Annotated in this window: 12 protein-coding genes; 3 read left to right on the forward strand and 9 right to left on the reverse strand. The window is 67.2% G+C overall.

Annotation, left to right across the window (positions count from 1 at the left end):
• Positions 1-111 precede the first annotated feature (111 nt).
• From ACWEO2_RS24685 to ACWEO2_RS24695, 3 genes are all read right to left on the reverse strand, one after another.
• Positions 112-1,110 carry an adenylate/guanylate cyclase domain-containing protein gene (locus ACWEO2_RS24685; RefSeq protein WP_452407467.1) on the reverse strand — a complete coding sequence of 333 codons (999 nt, stop codon included), beginning with the start codon at positions 1,108-1,110 and terminating at the stop codon, positions 112-114.
• A gap of 113 nt (positions 1,111-1,223) precedes the next feature.
• Positions 1,224-3,554, reverse strand: a complete 2,331-nt coding sequence (locus ACWEO2_RS24690) for a galactose oxidase-like domain-containing protein (RefSeq protein WP_452407468.1) — start codon at positions 3,552-3,554, stop codon at positions 1,224-1,226.
• Between the two features lie 64 nt (positions 3,555-3,618).
• The gene (locus ACWEO2_RS24695; protein WP_452407469.1) at positions 3,619-4,224 is read right to left on the reverse strand and encodes a PadR family transcriptional regulator; all 606 of its coding nucleotides are present in this window, start codon (positions 4,222-4,224) and stop codon (positions 3,619-3,621) included.
• A 118-nt stretch (positions 4,225-4,342) separates the two neighbouring features.
• On the opposite strand from ACWEO2_RS24695, the gene ACWEO2_RS24700 reads away from it, so the two are divergent.
• A complete protein-coding gene (locus ACWEO2_RS24700) occupies positions 4,343-4,804 on the forward strand; it encodes a hypothetical protein (protein ID WP_355179893.1) in 462 nt (153 codons plus the stop codon).
• 70 nt (positions 4,805-4,874) lie between these two features.
• On the opposite strand, the gene ACWEO2_RS24705 is transcribed toward ACWEO2_RS24700, so the two are convergent.
• The 3 genes from ACWEO2_RS24705 to ACWEO2_RS24715 all read right to left on the reverse strand — a co-directional run bounded on the left by ACWEO2_RS24705 (position 4,875) and on the right by ACWEO2_RS24715 (position 7,442).
• Entirely contained in the window at positions 4,875-6,266 is a 1,392-nt protein-coding gene (locus ACWEO2_RS24705) for an FAD-binding oxidoreductase (protein ID WP_452407470.1), read from the reverse strand.
• Between the two features lie 64 nt (positions 6,267-6,330).
• Positions 6,331-6,831 carry a protein-tyrosine phosphatase family protein gene (locus ACWEO2_RS24710; RefSeq protein ID WP_452407471.1) on the reverse strand — a complete coding sequence of 167 codons (501 nt, stop codon included), beginning with the start codon at positions 6,829-6,831 and terminating at the stop codon, positions 6,331-6,333.
• A 44-nt stretch (positions 6,832-6,875) separates the two neighbouring features.
• Positions 6,876-7,442: a LysR substrate-binding domain-containing protein gene (locus ACWEO2_RS24715; protein WP_452407472.1), complete on the reverse strand. Its 567-nt coding sequence runs from the start codon at positions 7,440-7,442 to the stop codon at positions 6,876-6,878.
• A gap of 98 nt (positions 7,443-7,540) precedes the next feature.
• On the opposite strand from ACWEO2_RS24715, the gene ACWEO2_RS24720 reads away from it, so the two are divergent.
• Together ACWEO2_RS24720 and ACWEO2_RS24725 are read left to right on the forward strand one after the other, a co-directional pair.
• Positions 7,541-8,767, forward strand: coding sequence for an MFS transporter (locus tag ACWEO2_RS24720; RefSeq protein ID WP_452407473.1), 1,227 nt, complete (start codon positions 7,541-7,543; stop codon positions 8,765-8,767).
• Positions 8,768-8,957: 190 nt separating this feature from the next.
• A complete protein-coding gene (locus ACWEO2_RS24725; protein ID WP_452407474.1) occupies positions 8,958-9,182 on the forward strand; it encodes a hypothetical protein in 225 nt (74 codons plus the stop codon).
• 154 nt (positions 9,183-9,336) lie between these two features.
• On the opposite strand, the gene ACWEO2_RS24730 is transcribed toward ACWEO2_RS24725, so the two are convergent.
• From ACWEO2_RS24730 to ACWEO2_RS24740, 3 genes are all read right to left on the reverse strand, one after another.
• Complete coding sequence (locus ACWEO2_RS24730) at positions 9,337-9,855, reverse strand: hypothetical protein (protein WP_452407475.1); 519 nt, start codon at positions 9,853-9,855, stop codon at positions 9,337-9,339.
• Positions 9,856-9,983: 128 nt separating this feature from the next.
• Positions 9,984-10,967 carry an aldo/keto reductase gene (locus tag ACWEO2_RS24735; protein WP_452407476.1) on the reverse strand — a complete coding sequence of 328 codons (984 nt, stop codon included), beginning with the start codon at positions 10,965-10,967 and terminating at the stop codon, positions 9,984-9,986.
• Between the two features lie 82 nt (positions 10,968-11,049).
• Positions 11,050-11,643 (reverse strand): TetR/AcrR family transcriptional regulator, encoded by a 594-nt coding sequence (locus ACWEO2_RS24740; protein WP_452407574.1) that lies wholly within the window; start codon positions 11,641-11,643, stop codon positions 11,050-11,052.
• Between the last annotated feature and the right edge of the window lie 42 nt (positions 11,644-11,685).

Here is an 11,685-nt window from a genome sequence, read left to right on the forward strand (position 1 = left end):
GGCACGGCGGGCAGATCGGCCGGTAGCGCGCCGACCGGATCTTCGCGTCTCGACGGCTCGGACGCGAGACACCAGGGGGCCGCGAACACGCAGCGCCGCAGGCGCTGCAAATTACACAGAGCGCCGCAGTGTGTGTGGACGCAGGCGATTGAAGCCGCGGACGCGCACACTGCGCAGGTTGCGGATATCGAACTCCGGATGGCCCTCCAGCGCGGCGGCGGCATCGTCATCGACGAGTACGGTGCCGGGGCGGGCGACGCCGGTGAGCCGAGAGGCGATATTGACCACCGAGCCGTACAGATCGCCGAAGCGCTGCAGTACCGGGCCGTATGCCACCGCGACCCGCAGGTCGGGAGTGCCGCCGACCATCATCGTGCTCTCCTGGATGGACAGTGCGATCCGGGCCGCGTCGGCCGGATCCTCGGCCGCGAACATGACCTCGTCGCCGACGTTCTTGATGACCCACCCGCCGTTCTCGGTGATCGCGGCGGTGGTGGTGGATTCGAACGCCTCCAACAGCATCGACAGTTCATCCGGATGCAGATGCCTGGTGAGCCGGGTGTAGCCGACCATATCGGCGAAGCCGACCGCCAACTCCCGCACCGCCTCGCCCGCGGTGGTGCCCGGATCGAGCGAACGCGCCAGTGCGGCGGCGAGGTGGCGGCGCCAGGCGTAGGTATTGAGCTGTTCGAGCGTCGAAATGGCAGCCTCGGTGGCGGCGCGGGCGGTTGCGGCCGGATCGGCGCCGGGCCCGGCCGCGGCCATGCGATCGCCGATCTCGGCGAGCACCATGTCGACCTGCCATTCCGCGAGTCGGGCCATACCCTGGCCGAGGGTGCGCGCGGTCGCGGCCTGCTGCCGGGAGTCGGCGGAGGCGAGCACATTGAGTGCACGGAAATTGCGGACCGCGGCGATATCGGCGTCGGTGTAGTCGACCGCGGCATCGTCGACTCCGGTCGGGAAGCCGAGCGCCATCCACAGCCGCTTGGTCAGCTTGGTAGTGGCCCCGGATTGCTCGGCGACCTGGGTCCGGGTGTAGCGGCGCGGTCCGTCGAGCAGATACGACTCCACGATCGACTCGACCAGCTCGGATATCTCGGTGGGCACCATATTCGCCTACCTTACGGGCCGGGCGCGTGGGCGGCGTGGCAACCGGACCGGGTGCTGGGGACCGCACGGTCGGGTCGGTCACCAACTGTGGTCGCGCACAATCGCCGGTGCACTCAGCTCAGGTGTAGCCACTGTCCGGTCGATGGCACGCCCTGGTCGTTCACGACGAACACCAGATACCAGCCCGGTGGTGCCAGCGCCGGATTGGTCGGCAGCGTGATCGTCACCGAATCCGGTGTGGTGCTGGTGAATTCGAGATCGATCAGGCGTTGCTCGTTATCGCAGGAGTGGGTGCAGGCACCCGGGCGGACGAGATTCACCTCGCGCAGGGTGGCGGCGGTGGTCGCGGTGACGGTCGCGCCGTAGGCGGCGGTATCGCTGGCCAGCGCGAGCTGGGGTTGCTCGCCCTGGAACAGATAAGGCGGCCAATAGGTTTCGATGCGCAGTTCCTCGGTCTTGCGCGCCGGATTGGAGCCCGCGGTGATCACCTTGCCGTCGGGGGTGAGCAGCGCGATGGAGTGGTAGAGCCGCGGGACGCGACACGGTGCGGTGTGCATCCAGGTGCCCATGGCCGGATCGAAGATCTCGGCATGCGGTGGTGCGGCGTGCGCCATCTCCTCCATCCCGGAACCACCGGTGGCCAGCACCGTTCGGTCCGGCAGCAGTACCGCGCTCAGGTGCATTCTCGGGTGGTCCATCGGCGGCGCCGGTTGGTATTCCGGTGCCGCCGCGGTCAGGTCGACGATTCTGGTATCGGCCAGCGCCGGTGCGGGACTGTGCATATCGAAGCCACCGCCGCCGAGGATCATGACCCGCTGTTGCTGCGCGGGTGGCAGCAGCACGCTGGTGGACTGATTGCGCGATCCCGGATCGGTGAGGCCGGGCACCTCGACGGTGGCGCCGGTCGCCGGATCCCAGATCGACGGTCGCATACCGTTGTTCGCGCCGTACTGGCCGCCGGTATAGAACAACCTGCCGTCGGCCAGCAGGACGAGATGTCCGTACATCGGAATCGGGCCGGGCGAGGGCAGCTGGGACCAGGTTTCGGTCCCGGCATCGAACACTTCCGGGATGACGGACAGGAAGTTGTCGGTGCCGAGACCCGATACCGCGACGATATCGCCGTTCGGCAGCGGTGCCAGTGACGGATACCAGCGCCCGAAGGCCATATCCGGCTGGGCATTCCAGGTCGATGTCGCCGGGTCGAAGATCAGCGCGTCCTGGAGCCCGTAGAACGGGTCGTAGCGTTCGGTGCCGCCTGCCGCGAGCAGCCTGCCATCCGGCAGGAACGCCTGGCCGACACAGAACAGATCGATCGGGGTGGCGGGCGCGCTCAGCTGCGGCCGCGGGTAATGCCATACCCGCGTGCGGAATTCGTGGGCGTCGTGCCGGTCCGGATCGTTACCGGAACCGGCGAAGAACAGCACATCACCGGTGTGCAGCACGGCGGCGTGCACCGGATTGATCGCGGTGCCGAAATCGAGAATTCGCCACAGGCCCAGATGCGGCGCATGCGTCAGATCGGTCTCCAGTTCGAGCACGCGCAGATATCCGGCATTGGGACCCTCGGGTGCGTCGATGGTGAATACCACCAGCTCCGGTGCCGCGTCCGCATGTGGCAGCAAAGCCACTGCCGCGCCTTGGTTTTCGGCGAATCCCCAGTCCGTCTTGGTCCACCCGCTCCAGCCGTCGACCGCGTGCCCCGACCCCTCCAGACCCCAGCCGATGGTGTATACACCGGCATTCACACCGTCGGGATCGTCCACCGCGAAGACGATCAGCTCCGGTCTGCCGTCGCCGTCCAGATCCGTGGCCGTGATGCCCGCGCCCTGGTTCTCCCACCCGTACCAGTCGGGCACCTCGACCCACGGCGTCCATTCACCGACCGCACCGTCGGCGGTCAGGCCCTTGGCCAATCGGAACTGTCCGCTGTTCTGACCCGGCGGATTGTCGACCGTCAGCAGGACCAGGGTGGTCCGGCCATCGATGGAGGTGAGGCAGATATCGGCCCCCTGGTTCTCCCACCCGTACCAATCCGGTACGGCGATCCACGGCGTCCACCCGCCGGTCACCGTGCCATCGGCGTCCAGATCGCGCCCGATCCGGTAGAAACCCTGGTTCTGGCCGGGCGGGTTGTCGACGAGGAAGACCACCAGATCGGGCCGACCGTTGCCGTTCAGATCCCCGATGGCGATGCCAGCGCCCTGGTTCTCCCAGCCGTACCAATCCGGCACCGGCAGCCACGGCCCCCAACTCTGCGTCGTTCCATCGGTGGCCAAACCCTTGCCCACCCGATAGGACCCGGTGTTCTGGCCCTGTGGATCGTCCACCATGAGCACGACGACATCGGGGTTGCCGTCACCATCGATATCCGCGACCGCGATCCCGCAATCCTGGTTCTCCCAGGCGAACCAGTCGGGTACCGGGACGAATTTTCCTGCCACGCAATACATCATCGCCCCGCACGCGTCAAAGTGCGTGTCGGGCACCGAAGTTGGCCGCTCCTGTCTAGGGCTCCCGGTACGGCAGCAAGGATTCCCTGGACCAGGTCAGCGTGCCCGCGGCCAGATCGGCGATAACGCTATCGAGCCAACGCAGTTCGGCTTCGGTGACCGCACGCTGGTACTCGTCCTCCAGCATCACCACCCGGGGCAGCTGCATCGCGGCAGCCTGCGCCGCATCGGTATCCATCTCGGCGAGCTTCACGCGCACCGACTTTGCGCGCCGCTCCAGTTCGGTGCGGGCGCCGTCGGGGCCGAGCAGCATCAGAAATGACAGTGCCGCAGGGAAGTCCGGATATTCGTTGCGCGGTTCGCCGATCATCTCGGCCAACCAGCTGGCGCAGGCCGCGCGGCCCGCATCGGTGATCTCGTAGACGGTGCGCTCGGGATATTGCTGATCGCGGCCGGTCTCGCGGACGGTGACCAGCCCGGCCTCCTGCAGTCTGCCGATCGTCTTGTACAGCGCGGCGCGCTGGGTGACATTGACGACCTTGTCCTTGCCCCACTCCTTGATCCGCCGCTGGATCGCATAGGGGTGCATCGGTTCCAGATGCAGGATGCCGAGCAGCGCCATCGCCAGGGGCGAGCGCTTGAACTGCGTCGATGCCGTCATACCGACCATTCTAGTGGTGTCCGGACAACTAGGGTCTGAAAAACTAGTTGCAATGAAACTAGTTTATGTGCCACTATTGGTTCATCAGCGGAAGCCACCGCCCGAAAGGAACAGAGAAATGACCGCCAAGACCCCCACCCGGATCCACGTCGACCACGAGACCACCAAGCGCCTCGGTGACTGGACCGACGCCGATGCCTTCGACGTCACCGCTCGCTACGGCAGCGTCGTCATCGACCTGCGCTCGCCGCTGATCACCGGCGACGGCGAGATCGTGGTGCACGCCGACCTCGACCACGCCATGGTCAAGCTGCTCGTCCCCGACGACGCCGTCATCGACCAGACCGAACTGCGGTGGACCGGGCGCGGCCGGGTCAAGGACTTCGCGCGGCCCAAGGACGTCGCGGGCCGTGTCATCCGCCTCACCGGCACCAGTAACCGGAGTGAATTCCGGGTGCACCGCGCGGGGATCGCGGTGCTGTCGGCGATGTTCTCGCGGGAGTTCTTCGAGGATGCGCGGCGGGCGCACCGGGAGGGAACCCACCCGACCGTCGCCGATCCGGCCAATGCCCCGCGTTGATCCGCGCCGAGCTCAGTGCCTCGGCCTCGGCGGGTACCGAGGCCGGGGCACTCGGCATTTCGGTGCCGATTCAGAGTGCGAGTGTCGGGTGCAGCCGGTTGTCGGGATCTGCGGCGGTGCGGATGCGCCGGAGTCGGTCGAGATTGTCGGCGAAGTAGCGGCGGGGGGAGTCCGATGGTTCGAGATAGTTGACGTATGCGCCTGTCGAATGCGGACCGAGATTTCGATGGGCATCGGCGATCCAGTGCCCGGTATCGGCGGGAGCGTCGATGATCCACTGCAGGACGGCCGCGTGGTCGCGCCACGGGAAAACCGTTGCTTCGCTGGGGAGATCGCGCACCGCGCCGTCTAGTGGGTCGATGAGTACTCGGCCGGGCGCATCCGCGAGCACGGTGAGGGTTTCGACGATTCGGTCGGCCAGATCGGTCGAAATATTCGCTACGACATCGGATCCCGCGACCGAGCAGGTGCGCGGTGCGTCGCTGCCACCGGCGAGCGCGCCGAACGCTTCGAGATGGTCGAGGGTCTGTCGCTGGACGGTCAGCGGGTCGGTACCGGTGGCCGCGGTCAAGGTGCGGGTGTGTTCCGCGCCGGTGTCCGCGGGACAGACCAGCAGGACGGCACACTCCATGGTGCCGTGGCCGTCGGTGGATGCGTCGATATTGGCCCAGGCGCTGCGGTCCGCAGTCGACAGCCAGTCGGCCCAGCCGGTGATCACCCGTGCCAGTCGCTCGGCTGGAAAGGTCAGGCGCACTACATCTTTGGGGGTCGCGCGGCAGGTCAGGAAGGTCAGCGAGGTGACGACGCCGAGTTGCCCGCCGCCCCCGCGCAGCGCCCAGAAGAGGTCCGGGTCGTTGGTCGCGGAGGTTTCAGCCAACTCGCCATTCGCAAGCACGATGCTCGCCGAATCGAGCCGGTCGCATGACAATCCGTGCCGCCGCGACTCGATGCCGATACCGCCGCCGAGGGTCAGGCCGGTGATGCCGACCGTCGCACAGGTGCCGAGGGGGAGGGTCTGCCCGAATCGGTGCAGACCGTTCTGCACATCGGATAACGAAGCTCCGGCTCCGACGGTGACCCGGCCGCCGTCGTAGCGCACATCGCGCAGTTCGCGCAGATCGATGACCAGCGTTTCGTCCGCCGCGGACGCCCCGACATAGGAATGTCCGCCACCGCGCGGCGCGATCCGCAGTCCGGACTCCGCCGCGAGCGCGACCGCCGCGCGCACATCCTCGGCCGAGGTCACCTGGACAACGGCGGCCGGAGTGTTCGCGTCGAACCGGGAATCGAAGAGTTGTTTCGCCGAGGCGTACCCGGCGTCGCCCGGTAGCAGCACACGGCCGCGCAGTCCGCGCCGGTCCGTGGGTTGTGCGGTGGCAATGCCCGACCACGCCGGGAATCCGGAGCTGGCCAGCGCCGCCCCGGCTCCCAGTGCGCCGCGCAGAAACGACGCCCGTGACATGCGATTGCCGATGCGATGGACCCTATCGCCGCGGCCCGCCGTCGCCGCGCCGCCGCACCGGCGGCTATTCGAGATCGGATAGCACCGGCGCCGTGTCGAGGCCGGTCGTCAGATAGTTGACGAAGAATTCGTTGTTCAGCGCATAGGGCGAGCGCCGCCGCCGGATCAGGGCGATCGCGTCGTCGACCGAATAGCCCAGGTCGAGCAGGGTCTGTGCGACCACCAACCCCGACCGGTTGTAGCCGTACTGACAGCGCACCATGACCCTGCGCTGCGCGCGGACCGCCGCGGCGGCGATCGCGGCCAGCTCACGCGCCGCCGCCAACTGCTCGGCGTGCAGCGGCGCATCCGGTATCGCGAGGTGATGGTGTTCGACCCCGGGCCCCGGCCCGTGCCCGTCGGCCTGGAAAAGGCTTATCACCACATCGAATTCGGTGCCGACCACCGCGGGCACCCGCACTCCGTCGCCGTTCCCGTAATGATGTCCGCCCATCCACAGCTGCGGCACGATCTCATCCCACGGCGCATCCGCGTCGGGTGTCTGCATACCTTCGATCCGCACCATCGCTGCCTCCCCGCGGCTACCGGCCCAGACCTGCCGGGTCGGCCTCATTCCACGGTACCGTCGGCCAGCGCCGCCGCAATAGCCTGGGAAAACGCGCGGATACGGGCGGTTTCCCGATTGCGATGCCAGACGAGGCCGAGACGGGAGGCCGCGAGTCCGGTGATCGGCACGAAGGTGACGGACCCGCGCCGATGGTCCGCGGCGGTCGACGCGCACAACAGCATGGCTCCGCGCCCCGCCGCCACCTGTGCCAGGCCCTCGGCCAGCGTGGCGACCATCGGCCCGGCCGCTACCGCACGTCCGCTCGGGGTGACCTCCAGCGCCTGCGCCCGCTGCCAGTACTGCGGTGCCGGCCCGCGCACGCCGATCAATGGGAACTGCCCGAGGTCTTCGACATCGAGGCTGTCGTGCTGTGCGAACGGGTGGTCGCTGGCGACCGCGAGTGTCTGCGGGTTCTCGGAAAAGACCTGCCCGAGAACGAGATCCGCTTCTCCCATCGGGAGCAGGACGAGGGCCGCGTCGACCTCGTCGCGATAGACCGATCCGAACGGGTCCGATAGCGGGATCTCCACCAATTCGGTTGCCCATGTCTGTCCCTTCGCAATCGCCAACCCGGATCGGCCGCTGACGTCGGTCGATGAGCCCAGCTCATGGAACGATGAGAACTTCGCCGTTGTTTCCGCACCATGCGATCTCTTGAGTGGATGACATGACACAAGTGCACGATGTCGCGAAAACGGTATCGCCCCAAGCGAGTTCAATGCCGGAGCTTTCGACGCTGCGTGGCTGGCTCGGCGTCTGCGCGGTGGCGGCGGGCACCTTTGCGGTGGTCACCGCGGAGATGCTGCCGGTCGGCCTGCTCACCCCGATCAGTGCCGCACTGCGGGTCACCGAGGGCACGGCCGGACTCGCGCTCACGGTCACCGGCCTGGTGGCTGCCGTCGCCGCGCCGCTGCTGACCTCCGGTTTCGGCCGCTTCGATCGCCGTTGGGTGGTATGCGCGCTGCTCGCCGTGCTGGTGCTCGGCAATCTGGCCGCCGCATGGTCGCCGATCTTCGCGGTGCTGGTCGTGGGCCGGGTGCTCGTCGGCATCGGAATGGGCGGCGTCTGGGCGATGGCGGCGGCGGTCGCGGTCCGCCTGGTGCCGCCCGAGTCCGCGGGGACCGCCACTTCGGTGGTATTCAGCGGCGTCGCCATTGCCTCGGTGCTCGGCATTCCGGCGGGCACCTTCCTCGGTGCACTCGCCGGTTGGCGCAGTGCCTTCGTCGCCGCCGGGTTGCTCGCCCTGCTGGTGCTGCTCATGTTGGCGGCACTGCTACCGAGCCTGCCCGCAGACCGTGCCGTCTCACTGCGCGGTGTCCTGCGGCTGTCCGGCAACCCCCGAGTGCGAACCGGCCTATTCATCGTGGCCTTCCTGGTAACCGGCCATTTCGCCGCCTACACCTATATCCGTCCGATCCTGGAGGACCTGGCCCACGCCCATCCCGCCATGATCGGCGCATTGCTGTTGATCTACGGAATCGCAGGCATCCTGGGCAATTTCGTAGCGGGCAACTACGTGGTCCGCGCACCGCGCGGCACCCTGCTGATCATCAGCGCGGTCCTCAGCGCCTCGGTCCTCGCGCTACTGACCATCAGCGGGTCGCTGATCGTCGCCGCACTGCTGATGGTCGTCTGGGGCCTGGCCTATGGCGGTGTATCGGTGAGCTCGCTGAGCTGGTTCGTCGCCTCGGCCCCCAGCCGCCGCGAGGGGGCATCCGCCCTGCTCACCACCGTCTTCAACGCCGCCATCGCCTTCGGCGCACTACTCGGCGGTCTGCTCGCCGATCGCCTCGGCATCACCGCCGTGCTGTGGCTCGGCGGTGCACTGGCCGGTACGGCCCTGCTGACCACTGCCTTCGGTCGAGCTCCGAAAGCACCCCGAGCCATTGCGTGAGCTTCCGCGCGGGCGCGTATATCGAGGACCTGCGATAACCGGAAATACATACCGCCACATGGAGTTTCAGCTATTTAACATGTTGGCCCCAGGTTCCAGGGGCAAGCCTTCTACGGTCTGTCCACCAAGATCATCGTCTCGATATCGTCCCAACGAACGGACCCCTCACCATTCGGAAAGGATCGACACAATGCGCACCCACATCCGTGCCGGACTCTTCATCACCACCTTGCTCCTGGCCCCCCTAGCCGCCACCGTCCCGGCCTCAGCCATCCCCCTCGAACAGTCCACCCCCACCGAACAGTCCACCCCCATCGACCAGGCCACCCCCATCTGGCAGGTCTGCACCACCCCAACCCCCGACCTCACCTGCTACCTCATCACCCTCTCCTCCAGCGGCTCCGGCCGCCGCTAACCCCCACCCCAACAACGAGCGAGAATGCGCTGGTGCAGGGGTGCTCTCGACGTTTGCCTGCATGAGCGCATGGTGATCGCTTGTCCAGGGGTGGATTTGCTGGGGTGAATGGGTGCCGGGGCAAAGCCCGGCACCCATTCTCGCTAGCGGAGATTCAGCCGAAGCGGACTTCGGTGATTCCGATTGACGCGGCGCGGACATTGCCGGACAGGCACGGTCCGGTCATTGCTGTCGGGTTGATGATGCCGCCATCGTCGATGGCCATCTGTGTGCCGGAGCCGGGGCCATCGACGATGACCACGGTGTTGGTGTTGGCGGCAACCAGACCGCCCTGGACGCGCCAGGGGCCCCGGATCCGACTGACCTGACCATTCGACCAGTTGATCGAACCGTCGATATTTCCGGTGACGCCGAAGCAGCTGCCGGTGCCGTTGAAGGTGCCGCTCACGGTGGCGGTGGGGGCGGGGGTGCCCGAGCAGCCGTTGAGGTTACCGCTCCACGTCGCGGTGGTCGGCGCACTCGTCATGCTCAATGGGCTGGTGGTGAAATCGAATTGGCCGTCGGAGCAGCCGCCGGCGATCGGATCGGCCGTGGCCTGCGCTGCACCGAAGACCGTGGTGGCGAGTGCGGCGGCAGCAACCGATGCTGTCGCGATCTTCCGGGAAATTGCCATGTAATTACCTTCTCCTGTTGATCGGCTGTGACCTGATGGAGCAGCTAACGACTAGCAAAAGCGGGAAGATCGTAATCCGTTCGCCGCAGGCCCGGACCGGCGCCCATCGAAAAGCGCCGTGACCAGCGTCAGTGCCCGGCGGCCCTGGCGAGGTGTTCCGGATAGCGGGCCCCGGCGAATGCGGTTGCGGGGGCAGCGGCATCGATGCGGGCGAGATCGTCTGCGGTCAGTGTGATCTCGACGGCGGCGACATTTTCCTCGAGGTAGGTGCGGCGCTTGGTGCCCGGGATGGGGACCACATCGTCGCCGCGGCTCTGCACCCAGGCGAGGGCCAACTGTCCTGCGGTGATGCCCTTTTCGGCGGCCAGCTCGCGCAATGCCGCGACAATGGCGAGGTTGCGGTCCAAGTTGTCCTCGGCGAATCGCGGTAGGCGACGGCGCATATCGTCGGCGGGCAGATCGGCGGTGGAGGTGATCGCACCGGTCAGGAAGCCGCGGCCGAGCGGTGAGAAGGGCACGATGCCGATGCCGAGTTCCCGGCAGGTCGGCAGCACCTCGGCCTCGATATCCCTTGTCCACAGCGACCATTCGCTCTGCAGGGCGGTCACGGGGTGGACCGCGTGCGCGCGGCGGATGGTCGCCGCCGCGGCCTCCGAAATGCCGAGGTAGCGCACCTTGCCCGCTTGTACCAGCTCCGACAGCGCGCCCCAGGTCTCCTCGATCGGGACATTCGGGTCGACGCGGTGCTGGTAGTACAGGTCGATGTGATCGACACCGAGCCGGGCCAGCGACGCATCGCAGCTCTGCTGCACATACGCCGCATCGCCGCGGGCGCCCATGGATCCGTCCTCGCCCCAGACGATGCCGAATTTGGTTGCCAGTACTACCTGTTCGCGGCGGTCGGCAATGGCCTTGCCCACCAGCCGCTCATTGGTCTCGGGGCCATAGACATTCGCGGTGTCCAGCATGGTCACGCCCAGATCCAGCGCACGGTGGATGGTGGCGATGGATTCGTCATCGCTATCGCGCACGCCATAGGCCTGGCTCATACCCATGCAGCCCAGTCCCTGCGCACCGACGGTCAGCTGTCCGAGCTTCCTGGTCGCAATCATGCTGGCTCTCCTCCTTGGTCGACGATCGAGTGACGTACGTCCTCGACGCTACGACCTGGAGTGCCCTCCAAGTCAAGACAATTCAGTTGGCGAAGGAGCCGGTGACGACCGGGGCGACGAACTGTTCGAGCATCGCACGCTCATCGGCATCGTCGCGACCGGGGGCGGTGAGCAGCGACATGATGATGCGGGCCAGCCAGCGCGCCAGGCGGGAACGCTCGGGATCGGTGGTCGGCGGCAGCAGACCCGCGGCAATCGCCTCGATAACCTCGGAGGATTGCCCGATCTCATTGGCGATGCCGGCATCGCCCGCGGTGAACCAGGCGATGAGTGCCGGATCGGCGCGGACCTCGCGCAGTGCGGCGAGCATGACGGTGACAATGCGCTCGCTCGGGTCGGTGATATCGCGAGCCTGCTCGGCGACCGCGGCCGCGACCCGACGAGCCTCGCGGTGCACGAACGCGATTCGCAGGGCTTGGCGGTTCGGAAAGTAGCGATACAGGGTGGCGCGCGAACAGCCCGCGGCCTTCGCGACATCGCCCATGCCGGTATTCGCCACACCGCGCTCGACGAACAGCTGTGCGGCGGCGTCGAGAATCTGTTCTGCCGCGATATCGGCGCGCCTGGGGCGCAGCCAATCTCCGGGTCGCCCGCCCGTCACCGAGCTACCCCGCATCCGAATGCCGCAGTTATGGCGTTGCCTGGAGTGGTGTGTGGA

The organism is Nocardia sp. NPDC004278, assembly GCF_053602975.1.

Coding starts and splice junctions, on each gene's coding strand:
- ACWEO2_RS24710 (WP_452407471.1), bottom strand. CDS start 6,831: ATGGTGCGGATCGAAGGTATGCAGACACCCGACGCGGATGCGCCGTGG.
- ACWEO2_RS24735 (WP_452407476.1), bottom strand. CDS start 10,967: ATGATTGCGACCAGGAAGCTCGGACAGCTGACCGTCGGTGCGCAGGGA.
- ACWEO2_RS24705 (WP_452407470.1), bottom strand. CDS start 6,266: ATGTCACGGGCGTCGTTTCTGCGCGGCGCACTGGGAGCCGGGGCGGCG.
- ACWEO2_RS24740 (WP_452407574.1), bottom strand. CDS start 11,643: ATGCGGGGTAGCTCGGTGACGGGCGGGCGACCCGGAGATTGGCTGCGC.
- ACWEO2_RS24725 (WP_452407474.1), top strand. CDS start 8,958: ATGCGCACCCACATCCGTGCCGGACTCTTCATCACCACCTTGCTCCTG.
- ACWEO2_RS24685 (WP_452407467.1), bottom strand. CDS start 1,110: ATGGTGCCCACCGAGATATCCGAGCTGGTCGAGTCGATCGTGGAGTCG.
- ACWEO2_RS24720 (WP_452407473.1), top strand. CDS start 7,541: ATGACACAAGTGCACGATGTCGCGAAAACGGTATCGCCCCAAGCGAGT.
- ACWEO2_RS24695 (WP_452407469.1), bottom strand. CDS start 4,224: ATGACGGCATCGACGCAGTTCAAGCGCTCGCCCCTGGCGATGGCGCTG.
- ACWEO2_RS24700 (WP_355179893.1), top strand. CDS start 4,343: ATGACCGCCAAGACCCCCACCCGGATCCACGTCGACCACGAGACCACC.
- ACWEO2_RS24730 (WP_452407475.1), bottom strand. CDS start 9,855: ATGGCAATTTCCCGGAAGATCGCGACAGCATCGGTTGCTGCCGCCGCA.